Source organism: Pseudonocardia sp. McavD-2-B, from assembly GCF_024124365.1.
Lineage (GTDB): Bacteria > Actinomycetota > Actinomycetes > Mycobacteriales > Pseudonocardiaceae > Pseudonocardia > Pseudonocardia alni.
Map to the genome: position 1 here is coordinate 22,788 of NZ_JAMXSG010000016.1, position 20,721 is coordinate 43,508.

General features: G+C 74.5%; 29 protein-coding genes, 1 tRNA gene and 2 pseudogenes. 25 read left to right on the forward strand and 7 right to left on the reverse strand.

Going from position 1 to position 20,721, the window contains the following annotated elements:
- Positions 1 to 127: 127 nt before the first annotated feature.
- From NH602_RS32140 to NH602_RS04505, 5 genes and pseudogenes are all read left to right on the forward strand, one after another.
- Positions 128 to 367 (forward strand): annotated as a pseudogene (locus tag NH602_RS32140) (hypothetical protein); the annotation flags it as partial.
- 67 nt (positions 368 to 434) lie between these two features.
- Positions 435 to 791 (forward strand): hypothetical protein, encoded by a 357-nt coding sequence (locus NH602_RS04490; protein WP_256493780.1) that lies wholly within the window; start codon positions 435 to 437, stop codon positions 789 to 791.
- A gap of 80 nt (positions 792 to 871) precedes the next feature.
- A complete protein-coding gene (locus tag NH602_RS04495; protein WP_253067081.1) occupies positions 872 to 1,918 on the forward strand; it encodes an XdhC family protein in 1,047 nt (348 codons plus the stop codon).
- Positions 1,919 to 2,007: 89 nt separating this feature from the next.
- A complete protein-coding gene (locus NH602_RS04500) occupies positions 2,008 to 2,625 on the forward strand; it encodes a YdcF family protein (protein ID WP_062404469.1) in 618 nt (205 codons plus the stop codon).
- Positions 2,622 to 3,920, forward strand: coding sequence for a deoxyguanosinetriphosphate triphosphohydrolase (locus NH602_RS04505; RefSeq protein WP_073577979.1), 1,299 nt, complete (start codon positions 2,622 to 2,624; stop codon positions 3,918 to 3,920). The genes NH602_RS04500 and NH602_RS04505 overlap by 4 nt, the downstream gene beginning before the upstream one ends.
- 70 nt (positions 3,921 to 3,990) lie before the next feature.
- Here the strand turns inward: NH602_RS04505 and NH602_RS04510 are convergent, their stop codons facing one another.
- From NH602_RS04510 to NH602_RS04520, 3 genes are all read right to left on the reverse strand, one after another.
- Positions 3,991 to 4,773, reverse strand: a complete 783-nt coding sequence (locus NH602_RS04510) for a DUF1524 domain-containing protein (protein ID WP_253067082.1) — start codon at positions 4,771 to 4,773, stop codon at positions 3,991 to 3,993.
- 383 nt (positions 4,774 to 5,156) lie between these two features.
- Entirely contained in the window at positions 5,157 to 5,603 is a 447-nt protein-coding gene (locus NH602_RS04515) for an Hsp20/alpha crystallin family protein (protein WP_073577978.1), read from the reverse strand.
- Between the two features lie 130 nt (positions 5,604 to 5,733).
- Positions 5,734 to 6,099 (reverse strand): helix-turn-helix domain-containing protein, encoded by a 366-nt coding sequence (locus tag NH602_RS04520; protein WP_073577977.1) that lies wholly within the window; start codon positions 6,097 to 6,099, stop codon positions 5,734 to 5,736.
- A 144-nt stretch (positions 6,100 to 6,243) separates the two neighbouring features.
- On the opposite strand from NH602_RS04520, the gene NH602_RS04525 reads away from it, so the two are divergent.
- The 5 genes from NH602_RS04525 to NH602_RS04545 all read left to right on the forward strand — a co-directional run bounded on the left by NH602_RS04525 (position 6,244) and on the right by NH602_RS04545 (position 10,839).
- Positions 6,244 to 6,627, forward strand: coding sequence for a hypothetical protein (locus NH602_RS04525; protein ID WP_179760562.1), 384 nt, complete (start codon positions 6,244 to 6,246; stop codon positions 6,625 to 6,627).
- A 70-nt stretch (positions 6,628 to 6,697) separates the two neighbouring features.
- Positions 6,698 to 7,681, forward strand: a complete 984-nt coding sequence (locus NH602_RS04530) for a DMT family transporter (protein WP_073577975.1) — start codon at positions 6,698 to 6,700, stop codon at positions 7,679 to 7,681.
- Between the two features lie 10 nt (positions 7,682 to 7,691).
- Entirely contained in the window at positions 7,692 to 9,560 is a 1,869-nt protein-coding gene (gene dnaG / locus NH602_RS04535) for a DNA primase (protein WP_073577974.1), read from the forward strand.
- Positions 9,557 to 10,069 carry a hypothetical protein gene (locus NH602_RS04540; protein WP_073577973.1) on the forward strand — a complete coding sequence of 171 codons (513 nt, stop codon included), beginning with the start codon at positions 9,557 to 9,559 and terminating at the stop codon, positions 10,067 to 10,069. The genes dnaG and NH602_RS04540 overlap by 4 nt, the downstream gene beginning before the upstream one ends.
- Complete coding sequence (locus tag NH602_RS04545) at positions 10,066 to 10,839, forward strand: trans-aconitate 2-methyltransferase (protein WP_179760561.1); 774 nt, start codon at positions 10,066 to 10,068, stop codon at positions 10,837 to 10,839. The genes NH602_RS04540 and NH602_RS04545 overlap by 4 nt, the downstream gene beginning before the upstream one ends.
- A 48-nt stretch (positions 10,840 to 10,887) precedes the next feature.
- Here the strand turns inward: NH602_RS04545 and NH602_RS04550 are convergent, their stop codons facing one another.
- Complete coding sequence (locus tag NH602_RS04550) at positions 10,888 to 11,085, reverse strand: hypothetical protein (protein ID WP_073577971.1); 198 nt, start codon at positions 11,083 to 11,085, stop codon at positions 10,888 to 10,890.
- Between the two features lie 174 nt (positions 11,086 to 11,259).
- Here NH602_RS04550 and NH602_RS04555 point away from each other — a divergent pair.
- Positions 11,260 to 11,331: transfer RNA gene (locus tag NH602_RS04555), tRNA-Asn, on the forward strand.
- Between the two features lie 199 nt (positions 11,332 to 11,530).
- Here NH602_RS04555 and NH602_RS04560 read toward each other — a convergent pair.
- The 3 genes from NH602_RS04560 to NH602_RS04570 form a co-directional block, all read right to left on the reverse strand.
- Positions 11,531 to 12,703: a site-specific integrase gene (locus NH602_RS04560; protein WP_253067083.1), complete on the reverse strand. Its 1,173-nt coding sequence runs from the start codon at positions 12,701 to 12,703 to the stop codon at positions 11,531 to 11,533.
- 2 nt (positions 12,704 to 12,705) lie between these two features.
- Positions 12,706 to 13,215, reverse strand: a complete 510-nt coding sequence (locus tag NH602_RS04565; protein ID WP_253067084.1) for a hypothetical protein — start codon at positions 13,213 to 13,215, stop codon at positions 12,706 to 12,708.
- Positions 13,216 to 13,281: 66 nt separating this feature from the next.
- A complete protein-coding gene (locus tag NH602_RS04570; RefSeq protein WP_253067085.1) occupies positions 13,282 to 13,692 on the reverse strand; it encodes a hypothetical protein in 411 nt (136 codons plus the stop codon).
- Between the two features lie 214 nt (positions 13,693 to 13,906).
- On the opposite strand from NH602_RS04570, the gene NH602_RS04575 reads away from it, so the two are divergent.
- The 14 genes and pseudogenes from NH602_RS04575 to NH602_RS04640 form a co-directional block, all read left to right on the forward strand.
- Entirely contained in the window at positions 13,907 to 14,119 is a 213-nt protein-coding gene (locus tag NH602_RS04575; RefSeq protein WP_253067086.1) for a helix-turn-helix domain-containing protein, read from the forward strand.
- 64 nt (positions 14,120 to 14,183) lie between these two features.
- A complete protein-coding gene (locus tag NH602_RS04580; RefSeq protein WP_253067087.1) occupies positions 14,184 to 14,591 on the forward strand; it encodes a hypothetical protein in 408 nt (135 codons plus the stop codon).
- 42 nt (positions 14,592 to 14,633) lie between these two features.
- Positions 14,634 to 15,344, forward strand: a complete 711-nt coding sequence (locus NH602_RS04585) for a DUF4190 domain-containing protein (RefSeq protein ID WP_253067088.1) — start codon at positions 14,634 to 14,636, stop codon at positions 15,342 to 15,344.
- Positions 15,341 to 15,619 carry a hypothetical protein gene (locus tag NH602_RS04590; RefSeq protein ID WP_253067089.1) on the forward strand — a complete coding sequence of 93 codons (279 nt, stop codon included), beginning with the start codon at positions 15,341 to 15,343 and terminating at the stop codon, positions 15,617 to 15,619. Before NH602_RS04585 ends, NH602_RS04590 begins: the two co-directional genes overlap by 4 nt.
- Positions 15,619 to 15,849, forward strand: coding sequence for a hypothetical protein (locus NH602_RS04595; protein ID WP_253067090.1), 231 nt, complete (start codon positions 15,619 to 15,621; stop codon positions 15,847 to 15,849). The genes NH602_RS04590 and NH602_RS04595 overlap by 1 nt, the downstream gene beginning before the upstream one ends.
- The gene (locus NH602_RS04600) at positions 15,846 to 16,058 is read left to right on the forward strand and encodes a hypothetical protein (RefSeq protein ID WP_253067091.1); all 213 of its coding nucleotides are present in this window, start codon (positions 15,846 to 15,848) and stop codon (positions 16,056 to 16,058) included. Before NH602_RS04595 ends, NH602_RS04600 begins: the two co-directional genes overlap by 4 nt.
- Positions 16,055 to 16,390, forward strand: coding sequence for a hypothetical protein (locus NH602_RS04605; RefSeq protein WP_253067092.1), 336 nt, complete (start codon positions 16,055 to 16,057; stop codon positions 16,388 to 16,390). Before NH602_RS04600 ends, NH602_RS04605 begins: the two co-directional genes overlap by 4 nt.
- Positions 16,390 to 17,139 carry a WhiB family transcriptional regulator gene (locus NH602_RS04610; protein ID WP_253067093.1) on the forward strand — a complete coding sequence of 250 codons (750 nt, stop codon included), beginning with the start codon at positions 16,390 to 16,392 and terminating at the stop codon, positions 17,137 to 17,139. The genes NH602_RS04605 and NH602_RS04610 overlap by 1 nt, the downstream gene beginning before the upstream one ends.
- A gap of 26 nt (positions 17,140 to 17,165) precedes the next feature.
- Positions 17,166 to 17,426, forward strand: a complete 261-nt coding sequence (locus NH602_RS04615; protein ID WP_253067094.1) for a hypothetical protein — start codon at positions 17,166 to 17,168, stop codon at positions 17,424 to 17,426.
- Positions 17,423 to 17,680: a hypothetical protein gene (locus NH602_RS04620; RefSeq protein WP_253067095.1), complete on the forward strand. Its 258-nt coding sequence runs from the start codon at positions 17,423 to 17,425 to the stop codon at positions 17,678 to 17,680. Before NH602_RS04615 ends, NH602_RS04620 begins: the two co-directional genes overlap by 4 nt.
- A gap of 423 nt (positions 17,681 to 18,103) precedes the next feature.
- Positions 18,104 to 18,469 carry a hypothetical protein gene (locus NH602_RS04625; protein WP_253067096.1) on the forward strand — a complete coding sequence of 122 codons (366 nt, stop codon included), beginning with the start codon at positions 18,104 to 18,106 and terminating at the stop codon, positions 18,467 to 18,469.
- On the forward strand, positions 18,466 to 19,392 hold the full coding sequence (locus NH602_RS04630) for a hypothetical protein (protein ID WP_253067097.1): 927 nt from the start codon (positions 18,466 to 18,468) through the stop codon (positions 19,390 to 19,392). Before NH602_RS04625 ends, NH602_RS04630 begins: the two co-directional genes overlap by 4 nt.
- Before the next feature lie 30 nt (positions 19,393 to 19,422).
- Positions 19,423 to 19,836: a hypothetical protein gene (locus NH602_RS04635; RefSeq protein ID WP_253067098.1), complete on the forward strand. Its 414-nt coding sequence runs from the start codon at positions 19,423 to 19,425 to the stop codon at positions 19,834 to 19,836.
- 76 nt (positions 19,837 to 19,912) lie between these two features.
- Positions 19,913 to 20,721, forward strand: a pseudogene (locus NH602_RS04640) (hypothetical protein); the annotation flags it as partial.

The following is a 20,721-nucleotide window of genomic DNA, read 5'->3' on the forward strand; positions in this document are numbered from 1 at the left end:
TCTGACGCGTTCAACGCGTGCCGGAATCGTACGGTTCCGGAACGCAGCCGTCGCGGTGGTCACCCTCTGATGGCCCGAACGGCGGTACCGGTGTTTGGTGCAACGCCGGGGCGGGTCATCCCCGTCCGTGATCACGTCCCGCCCGGGACAGGCCGGTCCGCCCTGGTCCGGGGCGGTGATGGGGACCGGGATCGTGGCGGTCGCGACCACCTCGTTCCCGGTGCCGGAGCCGGGCCTGCGCGTCGTGGGGACCGTGCTGTGGCTGCTCGCGGCGGCGTCGCTGGTGGCGCTGGGCGTGCTGCGACGGGTGCTGGTCCGGTTCGGCACGGCCGGGCTCGCCCTGGCCGACACCCCGACCGTCGTCATCGTGCCGGGGTCCTTCGGGCAGTCGGTGACGGCGGCGAACCTGCTCGCGGGGGGAGGCACAGGGGCTGCTGCCCGAGCCGTTCGCCGGTGTCGCGATCGGGGCCGGGCTGCTCTACGGGGCACCGGCCTGGGGATTCGCGGTCGGCTGGGCCGTCCTGTCGGCGCTGCTGATCGGCCACGCCCTGCGCCGGGGGATGCCCTTCAGCGCCTCCTGGTGGGCGGTGACCGTCCCGTTCGGCACCCTGGTGCCCGGCACGAACGCGCTGGCCGCGCGGACGGCGCTGCCCCCGGTCGTCGGGGCGGCGGTGGTGCTGTTCGCGGTGCTGGTCCTGGTGTGGGTGGTGGTCGCGGCCGCCACCGTGCGGTCGGCACTGTCCGACGTCGCCGACGAGATCGGGCCACCGCGACGGACGGTACGGGCATGACCCCGGAGTCGGTCCTCGTGAGCGGCGCGCTGTAGCCCGTTCTCAGCTCACCGTCAGGCCCCGTCGCTACCCTGGCGACCGTGAGCACCTCGGCGACCTCCTCCGCGGCACGGCCACCGGCCGACCCCCGTCGTGACCTGGGCGCGGCCCTGCGCCGCTGGGCGGTGACCGGCGGCCCGGGGATCGGCGTCGTCCGGGTGCTCGACCGGCACGGGTTCGGCTCCGTCGAGTCCGGCCAGCTGGTCGCGGGCACCACCGACGGCGAGGTCGGCGGCCTGCTCTACCTCGGCGCCCTCGACGACTCCGCGCACCCGCTCGCCGCCGAGGCGGCGTCCGGGACGGCCACGGTGCGCGAGGCGCACGTCGGGGAGTCCTCCGCGGTCGCGGCCGGACTCGCCTGCGCCGGCGGGGCGACGCTGCTCGCCCACCCGCTGCCCGCCGCTTCCGCCGCCGCGCTGGGGGAGGCGCTGGAGACCGGTCGGCCCGCCGCGCTGCTGTCGGTCGTGGACACCGGCGCGGCCCTCGTGCTCACCGGGCCCGGCCTGGAGGAGCCCACCGGTGACCTCGGCGGGGTCACCACCGCGGCGGCCGAGCAGGCCCGCGCCCTGCTGCGCCGGGGGGCCACGGCCACCGAGCGGCTCGACGTCGACGGCACCGCGGTCCTGGTCGACCTGCTGGTGCCGGTCCCGTCGGTGCTGGTCGTCGGCGAGGGTGCGCTCGGGGGCGCCCTGCACGCCCAGGCGGGCCTGCTCGGCTGGAGCGCCCGCACCGTCACCACCGTCGACGACGCGCGCGCCGCCGTCGCCGCCTTCACCGAGGCCGACGTGCTGGTGCTGCTCGACCACGACCCGGCCTTCGACGCGGCCCTGCTCGACGGCCTCGCCCACGGCCGCGGGTTCCTCGGGGCGCTCGGGTCGCGGCGCACCCAGGCCGCGCGCCGCGAGCGGCTGCTCGCCGCCGGGGTCACCGAGGACGCCCTGTCCGCGGTCCACGGGCCGGTCGGTCTGGACCTCGGTGCCCGCACCCCGGCCGAGACCGCGGTGTCGATCGTCGCTCAGGTCGTCGCGCTGCGCGCCGGGCGCTCGGCGTCGGCGCTCGCCTCCTCCGCCGGTCGGATCGGCGGATGACCGGCACGTCGTCGCGGCGCGGGCTCGGCGGCGCACCGCCGGAGCCCGATCCGGACCGGCGCACCGTGCGGCGCCCCGTGCGGACCGGCATGACCTGGGGCGCGCGGCTGCTCGTCGGCGGGCTGGTCATGCTCGTCGCGGTGGTCGGGGTGACCGCGCTGCGGGTGTGGCAGGTCGCCCGGGTCGACGACCAGCGCCCCAGTGACGCGGTCGTCGTGCTCGGCGCCGCCCAGTACAACGGCGAGCCCAGCGCGGTGCTGGCCAACCGTCTCAAACACGCCGAGCAGCTGTGGCGCGACGGCGTGGCCCCGCGGATCGTCACCGTCGGCGGCGGGCGGACGGGGGACCGCTACACCGAGGCGGAGGCCAGCCGGGACTGGCTGATCGAGCAGGGCGTGCCGTCCTCGGCGGTCGAGGCCGTGCCCGAGGGCGCGGACACGCTCGGCAGCCTGCAGGCGGTCGCGGCGACCGCGCGGCAGCAGGGCTGGTCCTCGGCGCTGCTGGTGTCCGACCCGTGGCACAGCCTGCGGGCCCGCACCATGGCCCGCGACGCCGGGCTGAAGGCCTACACCTCACCGACCCGCAGCGGCCCGATCGTGCAGACCCGTGAGACGCAGCTCCGCTACATCTACCGCGAGACCGGTGCGCTGTTGTTCTACGAGCTGACCCACGCCTCGGTCGACACCGCGAGCAGCGGTCTGGGATGAGCGTCCAGCACGCCCCGGCCGATCCGGGCTACACCGCTGCCGACGCGGAGCGCCGCCACCCCGAGGCCCCGAAGGGGTCCGGGCTGGGGGAGCGCGGCCGCGTCGAGCGGCGCAGCCCCTACTCCCGGGACCGGGCCCGGGTGCTGCACTGCGCGGCGTTGCGCCGGCTCGCGGGCAAGACCCAGGTGGTCGGGCCGGGGGAGGGCGCCGAGGTCAGCGGCATCCCGCGGACCCGGCTGACGCACTCGCTGGAGGTCGCCCAGATCGGCCGCGGCGTCGCCGAGGAGCTGGGGCTCGACCCGGACGTCGTCGACGCCGCCGGGCTCGCCCACGACATCGGCCACCCGCCGTTCGGGCACAACGGCGAGCGGGCGCTCGACGTAGCGGGTGCGGAGTGCGGCGGGTTCGAGGGCAACGCCCAGACCCTGCGCATCCTGACCCGCCTGGAGCCGAAGGCACGCTCCGGCGACGGTCTCGTCCCCGGTGGGCTCAACCTGACCCGGGCGACGCTGGACGCCGCTACCAAGTACCCGTGGGCGCGGCGCGGCGCGGAACGCAAGTTCGGTGCCTACACCGACGACCTGCCCGCCCTGGAGTGGCTGCGCGCCGGGGCCCGGCCGGGGGTGCGGAGCATGGAGGCCCAGGTCATGGACTGGGCCGACGACGTCGCCTATTCGGTGCACGACGTCGAGGACGCGGTGCACGCCGGCCGCATGGACCTGGCCGTGCTGTCCTCGCCCGCGGAGCGCGCGGCGCTCGCGGTGGAGGCGTCGCTGCGCTTCGGCGAGGACGAGGGCGCCTGCGCCGAGGCCGCCGCCCGGCTCGACGCGCTGCCGGTGGTCCGTGCGGTCCGCGGGTTCGACGCCGCCACCGCCGCGGGCGACGACCTGGTCGCGATGAAGCGGATGACCTCCGAGCTGGTGGGCCGGTTCGCGCTGGCCGCCACCGACGCGACCCTGGACACCTACGGTGACGCACCGCTGGCCCGGCACCGCGCCGACCTGGTGGTCCCGGTCGTCGCGGCGGCGGAGGTCGTGGTGCTCAAGGCGCTGGCCACCCGCTACGTGATGAGCGACCCGCGGCGGCTGGAGATGCAGTCCCGCCAGCGCGACCTGCTGCACGACCTCGTCGCGGCGTTGTGCGCCCGGGGGCCCGGTGCCCTGGACCCGGCCCGCGCGGAGGACTGGACGGCCGCCCCCGACGACCGGGCGCGGCTGCGCGTCGTGATCGACCAGGTCGCGACGCTGACCGACCCGCAGGCGCACGCCTGGCACCGCACGCTCTGCCGGCCCTGAGACCACACCGGCCCCGGGACGCCGACCGGCCCCGCCGCCCGGTCGGACGGCGGGGCCGGGTCGGCAGGGGTCAGCGCAGGGTGACCGCGGGCTTCGCCGCGTCGGCCTCGCTGGTCACGACGCGGGTCGGGCAGGTCCCGAGGACCCTGTCGATCGCGTCGCGCTCGGCGCTGGTCACCCACAGCTTGTACTTCTTCTTCACCGCGACCTGCCGCGCGACATAGGCGCAGCGGTAGCGGTTGTCCGGCGGGAGCCAGGTCGCGGCGTCGCCGTCGCTCTTGCGGCCGTTGGTCGGGCCGTCGACCGCGATCAGGTTCAGCGGGTCGTTCCCGATCTTCTCCCGGGTGGTCGCGTCGAGCTGCTGGGCGCCCTTCTGCCAGGCGTCGGACAGCGCGACGACGTGGTCGATCTGCACCTTCTCGCTGGTGCCCTGACCGCGGGTGAAGGAGATGGTGGTGCCGGTGTAGGAGTCGCGCAGCGACCCGGTGAGCACGACGCAGTCGTGGGTGCCCGCCTTGAACGTCTCGCGATCCATGTCCCGGGCGAGGACCTGGTTGCGCTGGTCACAGCCGTCGCGGTCGATGTCGGCCCAGCGGCGTCCGAACTGCTCGCGGGTGTAGCCGGTCTTCGGCGCCCGGCCCTTCACCGCCAGCGTCTTCAGCGTCGTCGACGCGCTGCCCGCGGCCGCGCCCTCCACGGCCCCGGGTGTCACCGGGGCGACCACACCGACGTCGACGGCGCCGGTGTCGAGCGCCGCGTCCAGCACGTCCACGAACGACCCGGGGGATCCGCACCCGGCCATGACCATCATCGTCGCCAGAAGCCCGGCGACCCGCACACCTCGTACACGCACGCCGTAGATGGTCGCGAACGCGCGCGCCGGAACCGCGCCAACACGCCGCGTGTTCGTCACTCAGGGTGAAGTAGCTTGCCAGGAGGCTCCCAGTCCGTTCACAGGGTCGGGGCGGACCGCGGGGGCGTGATCACGCTCATCGACCTGTCGTCCACCACGGCCGGGGCGGCCGGGGGAACGCTCGGGGTACTCGTGCTCGCGCTCGTCGAGCTGACGCCATGGCCGGCCCGGCACGCCCAGGACGGGCTGCCCGCCCGGCGCGTGCCGGGACAGGCAGGGCAGCCCGCCTTCCGCGCAGAGCGGTGGCCCGGACCCGGGCGCGGTGACGGCTGCGGCCGCCCGGTGCCCGGGCCCGGCAGTCGGCCGGGCCCGGGCACCGGGCGTCAGGTGCCGATCCTCGGCCGGTCGGCATCGTGCCCGGACTCCACGGTGATCGTCCGCGGCTTGGCCGCCTCGGCGACCGGGATGCGGATGCGCAGCACTCCGGCGTCGTACGACGCGTGGATGGCGGACGTGTCGAGATTGTCGCCCAGGAGCAGCTGACGGGCGAACACGCCGTAGGCCCGCTCGGAGGCGACCCACTCGACCTGGTCGGTGGTTCCGGTGTGGGTGGGCCGTCGTTCCGCCTTCACCGTCAGGGTGCTGCGCTCGACGGAGAGTTCGACGGCGTCCGGGTCGATGCCGGGCAGGTCGAACTCCACGACGAACTCGTCACCGTGACGCCAGGCGTCCATCGGCATCGCCGCGGGGCGCGACCAGGTGCCGCCGGACTCGAACGCCTGCGCGGCGAGCCGGTCCAGGGCCCGGAACGGGTCGGTACGCAGCAGCATCGTGAACCACTCCCTTCCAGCCGTGCCGGTTCGCGACCGGGCACGGCTGACTCCTCGTCGTCCTTCGTCGGATCGGTACTCCGGAGAGGAGCTCCGGATATCTCCAGTTATAGCTTGAGATTTTCTGCTGTCAAGCGATCGGGGGCGCGGCGTCGCCGAGCTCGGTCTGCAGCTGCGCGAGCTCTGTGCGCAGCCGCTCGATCTCGCGGTGCGCGGCGCCGAGGCGGTCCTCGCTGTCGGCGAGCTCCCCACGCAGCCGGTCGATCCACGACGCCGACCCCAGCGGGTGTCCCTCGTCCAGCAGGGTGCGCAGGCGGGCGGCCTGCTCCAGCTGGTTGCGCGAGTAGCGGCGGTGCCCGCCGGCGGAGCGGTGCGGATTCACCACGCCCGCGCTGTCCAGGCTGCGCAGGAAGGCGGGCTCGACCTCCAGCAGGTGCGCGGCCTGACCCATCGCGACGGTCGGGTAGTCGGGGTCGTCGAGTCGGTCCAGTGCCATGGTCGGTCCTCCCTCGCGGCCCGCGGCGCGCTCCCGGACACCCGGGCCGGTCGTCCGTCGACCCCGAGTGTAGCCACTCAGTGGCGAAAACTTGTACTATTCGCTACAGATATGAGGGAGACGACGATCCGGGAGGAGAGCGTGATGAACGAGAGCAGGGTCCGCACCGACCGTCCCCGGGAGAACGTCCTCCGCATCCGCGTGGAGGGCGAGCTGGACGCGGCGGCGGGCGCGTCGCTGCTGCGTCAGGTCGATGCGCACCTCGCCGTCGCCGGCGCCGGGTGGGTGCCGGTGCGGCACGTCCTCGTCGACCTGGGCACCGGGGTCACCGCGCGCGGGGCGCGGGCGCTGCACCACCTGCGGCACGTGGCGCGGAACCGCGGCCTGGACGTCCGGCTGATCGGCGCCGCACGCGTCGCGCCGCGCATGGTGCCGGGCGCCCGGGCGGTCCTGCACGGGATGCGCAACCACCCGGACCTGGCCTCGGCGCTCGCCGACCTGGAGCCACCGGCCGTCGTCGCGGCCTGACCGGACCTGGGGGTGAGGCTCCCGCCACCCCGGCTTGCCCCGATCGTTAGCACTGCGATGGAGTGAGGGTGTGACCTCCTCGCGTTGGCTCGTCCCGGTGCTGGCCGTGCTCTTCGTCCCGCTGTGGGCGTCCGGCTTCATCGCGGGCAAGATCGCGACCGGGTCGACCGACGTGCCCGCGGTCCTGTTCTGGCGGTTCGTGATCGCGCTGGTCGTGATGCTCGCCGCGGTCGCGGTGCTGCGACCGGGCCTGCCGCGCGGCCGGTCCTGGCTGCACCTCGCGGTCACGGCGTTGCTGCTGCAGGTCGGGCAGTTCACCTTCGTCTACAGCGGGCTCGCCTCCGGCGTCCCGGCCGGGCTGTCGAGTCTCATCCTCGGGATGGCGCCGCTGCTGGTCGGACTGCTGACCCCGTTGCTGCTGGCCACCCGCCTGGGCGTCGGACCGGTGCTGGGTCTCCTGATCGGCGCCACCGGCGTCTACGTCGTGCTGGCCGACGACCTCGGCGCCGGTCTCGGCGGCAACCTCGTCTTCCCGGTGCTGGGCATGCTGTCGCTGGCGGCCGGCACGCTTTACCAGAAGCGGTTCAACGACAGCACGCCCGTGGTGACCAGCGTCGTGGTCCAGATGGCGACCTCGCTGGTCGCGACCCTGGTCGCCTGGCCGTTCCTCGGTGCGGACTGGCTGCCCCGCGCGCCGTCGGGCTGGGCGGCCGTGGCCTTCCTGGGAGTCGTGAACTCGGCGGGCGCCTTCGTGCTGATGTTCGTGCTGCTGCGACGCCGCTCGACGGTGTTCGTGTCGTCGCTGCTCAACCTGGTCCCGGCGACGACGGCGCTGGTCGCCGTGCCCGTGCTCGGCGAGCCGCTCACCGTGCAGGCGGTGCTGGGCCTGGGCATCGCCCTGGTCGGCATGTTCGTCGGGCTGGGCCGGGTGCCCGGCCTGCGCGGCCGCCGGGTGGTCGCCGACGCGGCCGTCGCCGCCCCGTCCGGGCAGCCGGACGGAGACGCCGTCGCACCGGCAGCGGGCGGACCGGGGCGCCGGGCCGGGGGCGCCTAGACTGGCCGGCGTGGCAGGACGGATCCGGGACGCCGACATCACCGAGGTCCGCAACCGCACGCGGGTCGAGGAGATCGTCGAGGAGTACGTGGCCCTCCGCCGCGCCGGGGCGGGCTCGCTGAAGGGCCTGTGCCCGTTCCACGACGAGAAGTCCCCGTCGTTCACCGTCCGCCCCTCGCACGGCACGTTCCACTGCTTCGGCTGCGGCGAGCACGGCAGCGTCATCGACTTCGTCATGAAGATGGAGGTCATCGGGTTCCCCGAGGCCGTCGAGCGGCTCGCCGAGCGGTGCGGGGTCCGGCTGACCTACGAGGGCGGCGGGTCCTCGGTGCAGCGCGACCGCGGCACCCGCAGCCGCCTGCTGGAGATCAACAAGAAGGCGCAGGCGTTCTACGCCGAGCAGCTAGCCACCCCCGCGGGCCGCGCGGGCGTGCAGTTCCTCGCCGACCGCGGCTTCGACGCCGCGGCCGCGGAGAAGTTCGGCTGCGGCTACGCCCCGGCGGGCTGGGACACCGTCACCAAGCACCTGCTGGCACAGGGCTACCAGCTGGACGAGCTGATCAAGGCCGGCATCTCCAAGGAGGGCAGGCGCGGCGCGATCGACCGGTTCCACCGGCGTCTGCTGTGGCCGATCCGCGACCTGGGCGGCGACGTCGTCGGCTTCGGCGCGCGCCGGCTGTTCGACGACGACGGCATCGAGGCCAAGTACCTCAACACCTCCGAGACGCCGGTCTACCGCAAGACCCACGTGCTGTTCGGCCTCGACCAGGCCAAACGGGAGATCGCGAAGACCCGGCAGGTGGTCGTCGTCGAGGGCTACACCGACGTCATGGCGATGCACCTGGCCGGGGTGACCACGGCGGTCGCGTCCTGTGGCACGGCGTTCGGCAGCGAGCACGTCTCGGTCATCCGCAGGCTGATCGGCGACGACTCCTTCGACCGCGGTGAGGTCGTGTTCGTCTTCGACGGCGACGCGGCCGGTCAGAAGGCCGCCGAGAAGGCCTTCGACGGTGACCAGAGCTTCGCCACGCAGCTCTACGTCGCCGTCGCGCCGGACAACCAGGACCCGTGCGACCTGCGCCTCGGGCACGGCGACACCGCGGTGCGCGACCTCGTCGCCCGCCGGGAGCCGCTGTTCGAGTTCGTCATCCGCACCGAGCTGGACAAGCTCCAGCTGGACACCGCCGAGGGCCGTGTGGCCGCCCTGCAGCGCTGCGTACCGATCGTCGCGAAGATCAAGCGGGAGGACCTGCGCGACGAGTACGCGCGGCGCCTCGCCGGCTGGGTCGGCTGGGACGACATCGCCGTCGTCGTGCGACGGGTGCGCGAGAGCGCCGGCGTGTCGCCCGAGGGGGGCCGCTCCCGGCGCCGCGCCCCGCTGCCCGCCCCGAAACGCGACGACACCCAGCTGCACCTGCAGCGCGAGGCGCTCAAGGCGGCCCTGCAGATCCCCGGCGTCGTCGGACCCGGCTTCGACGAGCTGCCCGAGGCCGGGTTCACCCATCCGCAGCTGGCCGCGGTGCACCGGGCGATCATGGCCGCGGGCGGGGTGTGCGCCGGGCTGGACGGGTCGGACTGGCTCGACGCCGTCGTCGCCGAGGGCGCGGGCGACGACGTCAAGCGCCTGGTCAGCGAGCTGGCCGTGGAGAACCTGGAGCTCCCCAAGCGCAACACCGACGAGGTCCGCTACGTCAACGGCGTCCTCGCCGGGGTCCGGCTCGGCCTGGTCGAGCGCGAGATCGCCGACCTCAAGTCGCAGCTGCAGCGCACCAATGCCGAGACCGACCATGACGAGTACATGGACCTGTTCGGCGTGCTCGTCCCGCTGGAGCAGTACAAGATCCAGCTGCGCGAGCAGGCGTCCGGGGTCGCGTCGTGACGGGTTTCTGGGCACGGCTGCTCGGCCGCGAGCCGGTGCCCGACGCGGTCGCCGACGCCCTCGCCGACTCCGAGGCCGTCGTCGCCACCGCGCAGGCCCCGGACGGGATGCTCGTGGTCACCTCGTGGGGGATCTGGCCGCCCGGCGGCGAGCGGCTGGGCTGGCACGAGATCGCGAAGGCCACCTGGGACAAGACCAGCCTGGTCGTGACACCGACCTCGGCCGAGCAGATCGCCCCCGGCACCGAGCTGCTCGCCGACGGGCGCCCGCTGCGGTTCCGCCTCGTCGAACCGGGGAAGGTGCCGCAGGCCGTGCAGGAGCGGGTCACCCAGTCCATCCGCACCCGCAACCGGCGTGAGCTGCCCGGGGGAGGGGTCTGGGTGCTGCAGCGCCGGGTCCCCGGCCGCGACGGGCTGGTGCTGCAGGTCCGGCCCGACCCGGGGACCGATCCGGTCGCCGCCCGGAGGCTGGCGGAGGGCATCGCCGCACGCCTCCCGGAGGAACCGTGACCACGACCAGCTGGGACCCGGAGCTCTACCGCGCCTTCGACGACCACCGCTCGCGCCCGTTCCTGGACCTGCTGGCCCGGGTGGGCGAGACCGACCCCGCGCTGACCCGGGTCGTCGACGCCGGCTGCGGGCCCGGCCACCTGACCGGGCTGCTCGCCCGTCGGTGGCCGACGGCGACGGTCGAGGCGTTCGACTCCTCCCCGGACATGGTCGCCGCGGCCCGCGCCGCCGGCGTCGACGTCACGCAGGTCGACGTGCGCGACTGGACCCCGCCCCGCGACACCGGGGTGCTCGTGACCAACGCGGTGCTGCAGTGGGTGCCGGAGCACCCCGACGTGCTGCGCCGCTGGACGGCCTCGCTCGCGCCCGGCGCGTGGATCGCGGTGCAGGTCCCCGGCAACTTCGACGCCCCCTCACACGTGCTGACCCGCGAGGTCGCGACGCTCCCGCAGTGGCGGGACCGGATTCTGCTGCGCGGCGACGAGACCGTGCTCGACCCGCTCGGCTACGCCGACATCCTGGCTGCCGCGGGCGCCGACGTCGACGCCTGGGAGACGACCTACCTGCAGCGGCTCGACGGCGACGACCCGGTTCTGCGCTGGATCTCCGGCACCGCCCTGCGCCCGGTCCGCGACGCCCTCGACGACGACGCCTACGACGCGTTCGTCCGCGAGCTCGCGCCCCGGCTGCGGGCGGCCTACCCGCCGAGCGCCGACGGCGGCACCTGGTTCCCGTTCCGCCGCGTCTTCGCGGTGGCCCGCACACGCTGACCCGCCCGTCCCGTGACCCGGGGACGGGTCACGGGACGGGGCGAGCCCTCAGTGCCCGGTGTTCTGGCCGCCGCGCACCTTGTCGAGCGCACCCTCGACACCCGCCCGCGCGACGCCCGCGGCGCCCTGCACCGCGGGGTGGTCCGCCGCCCGGTGATAGGCACGGACGAGCTGTTCGTAGCGCTCGTGACCGGCTCTGGTGCCGAGGACGTACCCGACGGCGACACCCACGAGGAATTTGACCATTCCCCTCACCTCCGACCGCGACCGTACCCGGACCGCGGCCGCTGTCCGACCGCCACCCGGATGGGGCTCCGACCTGCGGGAACAGCGGCCGAACGGGGGGTTGCGAGAGGGCTGTACGGGGTGTTGTAGAGTTCTTCTCGTCGCCGGGAACACCACCTGGAACGGCGTGAACGGTCCTCCGTAGCTCAATGGCAGAGCACCCGACTGTTAATCGGGCGGTTACTGGTTCGAGTCCAGTCGGAGGAGCCTACGACCAGGGGAAACCCGGTCACACAAGATCACGAATGCAAGATCAGGGCCGGTTTAAGGCCGGTGAATCTGCGAGCGGACCGACCCGCACCGTCGAGGTAAGGGTCGCCTAACCCGTGCTCGAGTATCGGGTCCGACGAACGACGACGCCCCGCCGGCGAGCTTGCCGGCGGGGCGTTCGTATGTCCGGGGTCGGTCAGGCGGTCTCGTCGAGGATGCCGTCGAGCACCTCCGCGGCACGGGCCGAGCCCTTGCCGCGCTGCATGTAGTTCCGCTCCGTCATGGACGGGTCGGCGTGGCCGGCCTGGTCGGCGATCGACCGGCGCGAGACGCCGGCGTCGTCGAGCACGGTCAACACCGTCTGTCGGAACACGTGCGAGGTGACCCAGCCGAAGCCAGCCGCGTCGCGCGCCTCACGGAGCGCCCGCGACATGTTCGAGGGGTCGCGCCACCCGCCGAGGCTGTCGGGGAACACCGGCCACGCGCCGGCCGACTCGACGCGCCGGCGGAGCAGCATGTCGACCGCCCAGCGGGGGAGGAACAGCTCCCGGTCGCCGGCCTCGGACTTCGCGCCGGTCGCGCGGATGAGCCCCTCGCCCTTGACCCGGATGATGTGCCACTCGACCCGCACCGAGCCGGCGTCGAGGTCGACCTCATCCCACGTGACCGCGAGCGCCTCGCCGATCCGGACGCCGGTCGCGAGCAGAAACCGCGTGAGGTCCGGGACGGCCCAGCGCGAGGCGCGCTCGTCGGCTTCCATCGCGTCGAGCCACCGCCGGCGCTCGTCGAGGGTCATCGCCCGCGCTGCCCGCTTGCGCTTGCCGCGCACCGGCGACGTGTCGCGGACCGGGTTCGCGCCGATCGCACCCATGCGGGCCGCGTACCCGGCGACCCCGGACAGCACCGCCTTGGACGTGCGGACGGTGCCGGCGCCCTTCCGCTTGCGCAGCTCGACCTTCCACGCCTCGCACCGGGAGACGGTCAGCTCGCGGAGCCGCAGCTCACCGACGGCGGGCTCGATGTGCAGGCGCCACGCGGACTCGTAGAGCCGCAACGTGTTCGGCGCGAGTTCGCCCTCGGCGACCGCGGCCTCGCACTGCTCGAACCACACAGCGGCGGCGGCCGAGACCCGGGAGTCGCCGGAGAGCGTGGCGGCGCTGTCGGTCTGCCGGTCGGACAGGGCGGCGCGGAGCGCGTTCTCCGCGGCGGACTTCGAGCCTCCGGTCCGCTTGACGCGGCGGGTCTTCCCGTCGGGGTCCCGGTAGTAGGTGTGTGCCTGCCAGAGCTTCGCGCGCTGGCCGGCGGGGGTGACGTCGCGAGCGACGATCTTGCCGTGCGTGCCGATCGGCAGTGGTGGGCGCCCGGCCATGCTCAGACCGCGGCCGGCAGGGCGGTGACCGCCTCGGCCGAAACACGCGGCCCGTCCGCGTCGATGACCTTGCTCGTGTCCGCGCCGAGGGCGCCGGCGGCGATGGCTGCGGCGACGCCGGCGAGCCACGCGGTCACCGTGTAGCCGACCCCGCGGGCGAACGACGGGCGTGTCCGTTGACGGGGGACGCGCGGTCGCGGGACCCGGCGGACGGCGTGCGCCTCGGCGTCGAGCAGCTCGCCGGCGTCGATCAGGGATGCGAGCTGCCCCGGCTCGACGTCCGGGTCGGCGAGGATGATCGCCCGGCCGGGGCCGGACTCGTCGGTCACCGTGAGCACCGTCGCGACGGGTGCGCCGAGGGGGATCTCGACGACCCGGGGCGGGCCGTCCTGGACCAGGCGCCCGACCCCGACGCCGGGCACGACGACCCGGTCACCACCGGCCCAGGCCGTCGGAATCTCGTCGACGGCGCCAGGGCGGTTCGTCGTGGTGAAGCGCGGTACGTCGTGCACGGGGATACCTCTCGTTGGGGGAGCCCAAGCGGGGGAGACCGACACGCTAACGGGTGACCCCGTCACTCAGCGCGGTGACCGTTCCGCCGAGTTGGGGGTCGACTGTTGGTGCCCGGTGTCCAACGCGTCAGCGACTGATCGGACTACTCGGAGCATTCGCTCGATCTGTTCATCGTTCATCCCCTCGGTCAGTGTTAGCCACGCGCGCACATGTTGTGTCTCCGCAGCTTCCACCATGTCGGTGCCCGCCATCGCTGACGCGACCGCCATCACGACGTCGCCGTACGGCACGTCGAGCGCGACCGCGAGCGCTTCCATCGTTCGTCTCTTGGGGGACTCCGCGAGGGGTTTCGTCTCGAAGGCCGACAGCGTCGTGCGTGTCAGGTCGTAGCCCTGCTCACGTGCACGGACGCACATCTTTTCGAGCGAAAGGCCCAGGTCAGCCCGCCGCTTAGAGATCAGCTCGCCCAGCTTCACGGCGCCCATCCTCGCACGGCTTGTCAGCCGACAGAACGCATCCACGCCACCGGATGGCGCTCGCGACACGCCGTGTGCGCTGTGGGAAGACAGAAATGTGCGCTGACAGCTTGCGTCGAGGGGTGCACGTCGGGCAACGTGTCGCACTGTCGCCGCACGGAATACAACACCGAGCGCCGACAGACGACAAGCCCCTCGATCCCCGGGAGTACCCGTGTCCCAGCCCGACGGCGCCACCCAGGACGGCAGCACGCCGCCCCGGGTCGCCTACACCCCGACCGAGGTCGCCTCGCGCCTCGGCCTGTCCGAGTGGTCGGTCCGCCGGCTCATCCGCTCCGGCCAGCTCCGCGCGACCCGCGTCGGTCGCCGGTGGGTGGTCCCCGTCGCGGCCGTGACCGCGTTCGTCAACGGCTCCGCGCAGGACTGACCCCCACCACCGCCGCGGAGCGCCGCCCAGCTCACCCGCGGCCACCACTCGGAAGGCCCCGCAGATGCACGCCACCCGCTCGCCCCGCTCGACCGCCCGCGTCCACGTCGCGGTGACCGCGCTCGCCGCGCTGGTCGTGATCGTCGGCGGCACGTTCACCGTCGCCGCGCTGCTCTACCACGGCATGCCGACGCTCGGCGCCGTCGCGTCGGCCGGCACCTTCGCCGCCTACTTCTTCACCTCGCGGCTCGCGTTCGACGCCCTCGACCGCCTCGGCGACCTTCGCCGCATCGAGCGCGACCAGCCGACCCCGGCCGCCGAGATCGGCGTCGAGCTGCACCGCGCCATCGAGCAGACCGCCGAACTGTCCCGGCTCGCCCCGCCGGCGCAGAGCCCCGGCCGCCACCGCCCGGAGACCTTCGCGCGCACCTCGCACCTGCCGGCCGTCGCCTCCGCCGGCGCGCGTTCCTGACCTCTCGCATCCCCCACCAGAACCCCGGAAGGACCACCCACGATGAACACCCCGCAGCCCCCGCGCCCGGACCACAACCGGCCGAACTGGGCTCACCACCCGTCGCACGGCCCCGCCGGCTACGGCCACACCTGGGCCCAGCAGCACGGCCCCGCACCCAGCAACGGCGCCGGCACGACCGCGCTCGTGCTCGGCATCGTCGGCGCCCTGCTCGCGCTCGTCCCGCTCGTCGGCATCATCGCCTGGCCCGTCGTGATCGTCGGCGCGGTGTTCGGCATCGTCGGCCTGGTCCGCGTCTCCCGCGGGACCGCCACGAACCGCGGCGCCGCGCTCACCGGCCTGATCCTGTCCCTCGTCGGGCTCGTCGTGTGCATCGGCTACGCCGCAGCGTTCGGCCAGGCCGCGAACGACGTCGCCATCGCTTCGGACCCCGGTCTCGGCCAGGCCGACCCCTCGTTCGCCGTGACCACGCCGGCCGAGGCCGCGCCGTCTCCCGAGCCCGCCGCGCCCGGCAGCATCCCCGGCACCGGGACGTTCCTGGTCGGCGAGGAGGTCGAGCCCGGCACCTACCGGTCCACCCCGACCGAGCGCGTCATGTCCTGGTGCTACTGGTCGCGGCTGTCGAGCCTCGACGGGACCGTCGACTCGATCATCGCGAACGACGGCGGCGACGGCCCGAAGGTCGTCACGATCTCGCCCAGCGACCGCGCGTTCGAGACCTCCGGGTGCAACACCTGGGAGCGCGTCGAGTGACCGCCCCGACCCGCGCGTTCGACCCGGCCGCCGACCCGCTGCTCACCGTCCGCTGCTCGCCGGACCACCGGCCCGACAGCCCGGCCGCGGTGCTCGCGATCCGCGTCGAGCGCGGCCACCTCCCGTGGCTGGTCATCACCGGCCCGGACACCGCGCTCCCGCTCACCGACGACGAGGTCGCCGCCTGGCCGGTCGCCCACCCCGCGACCTGGTCGCCGCAGCTCGCCCGCGACCTCGCCCACCTCTACGCCCTCACCCGGAAGGAACAGCCCTGATGGACGCCCCCGACCAGACGCTCGCCGAGCAGTCGGCCGAGACCGCCGACGAGACGCTGTACACCGCGCGCCGCTCGGCCGCCGGCGTCGACGACCGCAAGGCCGACGCCGTCGACGTCGCCCAGACCGACGCGCTCATGGCCCAGGCCGAGCAGACCCGCGCGCTCCGGCTCGCGGTCGTCGAGGCCGGCCAGCGCATCGCCCGTGCGATCGAGCGGGCCGGCGAGTGAGCGCCGCCCAGGCCGAGGCGCTGGCCGCGCTCGACGCTGCCGTCCCGGACGTCGCCCAGCCGCCGGTGTGCATGCGCTGCAACCGCGACGCCGAGGGGTGGCCGGTCGGCGGGTACGACGTGTGCTCGCCCCGCAGCTCGCGTGTGTGCCGCCGGTCGCCGTTCGTCGTCGCCATCGAGAACGCCCGCGCCGAGGGGGTGCCGGCATGACCCCGCTCGGCGCCGAGGCCCCCACCGTGGCCGTCTCGCACGTCGTCACCGCCCAGACCCGCGACGTCCGCGCCACCGTCGCCGGCGCCCCGCCGGTCCCGTGGCGCACCGGCGAGCGCGTGATCGACCCGGTGATGATCGAGGTGCGCTCGACCCGCCTGTCCGACGACGAGCCCGCCGGCCTGTGGCGGCCCGAGTACGTGGCCGTCTCCGGCTACCTGTCGGGCGGTCTCGAAGGGGCCCAGGCCACGGAGCGGTACTACGCCCACAGCCGCGAGGACTGGCCGACCTGGGTCGACGAGCTGGTCGACTACCTGGGCGGTGGTCACTGATGGGCCGCCGTCCCGGCACGCCGCTGCTCGACCGGCTGTGCGAGCTGGTCGAGGTCCGCAGCGGGGTGCGCGTGTACCGGTGCCTCGGCTGCCGGCGCCAGATGCAGCAGGACGTCCGCAAGGGCGGGGGAGCGCAGACCCCGCGGCTGCCCGGCGTCGTCCGGCACTCCGCCGGCGGGCACTGCGGTTCCTGCCGCAGCTCGATCCGCGCCACCGGCAAGCCCTGCCCGGTCGGCGGACCCCGCGGGGTCGGTTCGGCCCCCTCGGTCGACGAGCTGCCGCAGCGCTCCGGCATGTGCGAGTGCGGGTGCGGCCAGCGGACCGACGTCGCGACCCGCACCAAGCGCGAGGCCGACCAGTACCGCGGCCTGCCGAACCGTTTCGTCCAGGGGCACGCAGCCAACCGGCAGCAGCGCCGCGACGACGAGCCCCCGGCGCTGGCCGTCGACGTCGACGGGTCCGCGTGGAAGACCCGCGCGGCCTGCCGCAACACCGCCCAGCCGCAGGCGTTCGACATGCCCGACGCGTGGCCCTACCCGGGCCCGACGCCGGACGCCCAGAGCGCCGCACGCCGGTACTGCGACCGCTGTCCGGTGCTCGACGAGTGCCGCGCCCTGGCCGACGAGCTGGCCGGCGGTGCCTACCCGGTCACCGGTCTGTGGGCCGGGGAGTGGCGCACGACCAAGGGCCGCAAGGCGATCCGCACCGCGACCCCCGACCGCATCCCGGCCGGCGCCGGCGCGGCCTGACCCACCACACGAGAGGAGACGACACCGTGACCACTACCGAGCCCGCCACCGACGCCCGCGGCGTGGCCTGTCACTGCGACGGCGACGACGCCGGCCACGTCCCCGGCACCCGCGAGTGCGCGCCGATCCCGGTCCGGGCGTCCGGGAAGCCGGCCCGCACCCCGGACCCGAACACCGCGGCGGCCGGCATCTGTGACGCGCTCGCCCGGCAGACCACGGACCCCGACTACCGGCGTCGCCTGCGCGCCTCGGCGAAGATCCTGCGCGCTGCGCGGAGCCACAAGTGAGCGCGCCGCAGACCCGCGCCCGCCGGCGCGACGAGCTGGTCGCCCGCTCGACCCGGTTCGGGTTCTTCAAGCGCTCGGAGACCGAGGGCTACGTCAAGTGCCCGGCCCGCTGCGGGGTCGAGGTCGCGGCGACCGTGTCGCTGCGCGAGCAGGTCGGCAAGCGCAACCCGGACGCCGTGATCGTCAAGGCGATTCGCGCGGCGGTGCGCGAGCACCTGCGCGACGACTGCCCGTTCGCGGGGGTCGCGACGTGACCGCGACGACCAAGCGCCGCAAGGCCCAGCGGTTCACCGCGTCCCGCCCGCAGGACTGCCGGTCCCCGTGGCCGTGCGACGGCATCACCGAGGGGGAGCCCGCCGGCTACCTGCCGAGCACCTCCGAGGACGGGACCCGGCCGGCGTGCGGTCCGTGCTGCGACCGCCACGACGCCGGCGACGAGCAGCCCCCCGCCGCGGATGCCGACGGGCCCGCGGCGGGGGAGCACCCGGAGCCCTGCCGGTGCGCCTCGCCGGCCGGCGGGTTCACGAACGCGGCCGGCGCCGGCGAGCCCGAGCGGTGGGTTCACGCCCCGTGCGGCCGCTCGACCCGCGCCTACCTCGCCGGCCGGGGCACAGCCCCCGACGAGCCGGTCGAGCTGCCGGCGACCACCACCGACCCCGACACGGAAGGAACCCCCGATGACCGACCAGCAGACCCCGCCCCCGCCACCGGTCGAGACGACACCGCCCGTCGTCGTGCAGCCCGCGAGCGACAGTCGGCTCGAACAGCTTCTCGCGGAGTGGTCCGCGAAAAAGCCGCAGCTCGACGCGCTGAAAGCGGAGGTCGACACGCTCTCGAAGTCGATCAAGGCGGAGACGATGAGGGCCGCGCCGGAGGGCTCGCCGGAGGCGATCGTCCGGAGCCCGTTCCTGGACCTGCCGCTGCGGGTGTACCCGCGGACGGAGTGGCGCCTCGACGCGAAGGCGATGAAGGCCGAGGACCCGCAGACGTACGTGAAGTGGGCCCGGTCGTCGACGAGCTGGCGCATGGAGTCGGTGAAGTGAGCGCCCCGGCCCCCGCGCCGGCGCCCTCCCCGTCCGCGTTCCTCGCGCCGCCGGTGCCGGCCGACGTCGACACCGCACCGGGCGTGCCGGCCGGCCCCGCGACCATGTCGCCAGCGGAGTTCATGGCCGCCGCGCCGGCCCGGACGAACGGCTCGTCGACGTGGGCGAACCGCTACGCCGACGAGCTGCGGGCGATCGTGCTCGAACACGCGAACGGCTCCGCCCGCAACGTGCAACGGCACCTGGGCCCGTCCGAGATCGGTCACCTGTGCGACCGCCAGGTCGCCGGCAAGCTCGCCGAGCTGCCGCCGACGAACAACGTCACCGACCCGTGGCCGTCGATCATGGGCACCGCCGGGCACACGTGGATGGAGGACTGCCTTTCCGCGGTGAACGGCAAGATCGGCCGGCCGCGGTTCCTCACCGAGTACCGGGTCACGCCGACGATGGGGTTCGAGGGACACCCCGGCACCGGCGACGGGTACGACGCCGACCACGAGGCCGTGATCGACCACAAGTTCCTCGGCGACACGAGCATGGCGAAGGTCCGCAAGTCGGGCCCGCCGCGGCACTACTTCGTGCAGTTCCTCCTGTACACGCTCGGCTTCCTCGCGCTCGGCCTGCCGGTGCGGCGTATCGCGCTGCTCGCCTGGCCGCGGACCGGCTCGTCGCTGGACGGGCTCTACGTCTGGGACCACGAGATCACCGATGCCGACTGGGAGTTCCTGCGCGACGTCGTCGAGCCGGAGCTCCGGTACCGCAAGGCGTGGGCCGCGGCCCTGGTGACCGGTCAGGCCCAGCTCAACGACGTGCCCGCGAACGCGGCCGACGAGTGCCACTTCTGCCCCTTCTACCGGCCGCAGACCGCCCGTGACGGCGGCTACGGGTGCCCCGGCTCGACCGCCGGCCCCGCCGCGGCCTGACCCATCCCCTCCGCCCCGAAGGAGAACCCCGTGAGCTACCCGACTTATCCGCCGGCACAGCCCGTCTACCCGACCTATCCGCAGGCACCGGGGATGACGCCCCAGAAACACGCGCTGCTCGGCCAGCTCACCGACCCGCCGCAGGTGGACTACTACCGCAGCGCGGAGCGCCGCCCGCTCGGCGAGATGAGCGTCGACGAGCTGCTCGCCGAGTACGCCGCGCTCCGCCCGGCCGCCGAGCAGACACGGACCCAGCTCGACGCCCTGGTCGAGGCCGAGCGCGAGTACCGCGACCGGCTCGCCGCCATCGCCCGCGTGCTGCCGGCGCGCATCGCCGACGAGCACGACCAGGCCCCGACCGAGGGCGACGCCGCGGCGGAGAACACGCCCGCCCCCTGGGACCTCGACGCGCCGGCGGTCCGGCACCGCGGGTCCCGCAACTGATCTCCGAGGCGGGGACCCACCGCGGCCCCGACCCCGGCCCGAAGACGACGACGAACATCGAACAAGGAGCACGACCGTGACCCAGCCCTACGCCCCCCAGATGCCCGGCATGCCGCAGCAGGGCTACGCGCCCCAGCAGCCGCAGCAGCCGGCCTACCCGGGCGCCTACCAGCAGCCGGCCGACCCGTACGGCCAGCAGCCCTACCCGGGCGGCTACCCCGCCCAGCCCCAGCAGCCCTACGCGCCGCAGATGCCGGGCGGCTACGCCCCGCAGCAGCAGCCGCAGGGCCCGCCGCCCGGTGCCGCGGCCGGTTCCCTCGACGCGTTCTTCGCTCAGCCCTCGGTCGGCGGCGGCAAGTCGCTGTCGTTCAAGGACAAGCCGATCGGCACCGAGTACATCGGCATCGTGTCCCGCGCGGTCGGCGCCGGCGACGTCGAGCACCAGACGATCCCGGGGACCCAGAACCTCGCGTACTTCCGCGACGGGACCCCGAAGTTCGTCATGAAGGTGCCGATGAACGTCCCGGCCGCCGGCGAGCACCCGGACGGCAAGGCGCAGTGGTACTGCCAGGGCTCCGCCCGCGACGAGCTGCTCCGGGCGATGAACGCCGTCGGTGCCCCGGCCGGACCGCCGGAGGCCGGCGCCCTGGTCCGGGTCAAGCTGACCGGCACCCGGCCGTCCGGACCGGGTAAGAACCCGTCGAACATCTACGAGGTCACCTACTGGCGGCCGGCCGCCGAGATCGACCAGTTCGCGGCTCAGCTCGGCATCGCCGTCCCGTCCGAGGGGGAGCGCGCCGCGGCGGCCCCGGCCGCACCCGCGGCGCCGGCTCAGGAGGCGCCCAGCGCGCCCGAGCAGCCGGCCCCGGCTCCCCAGTCCCCGCC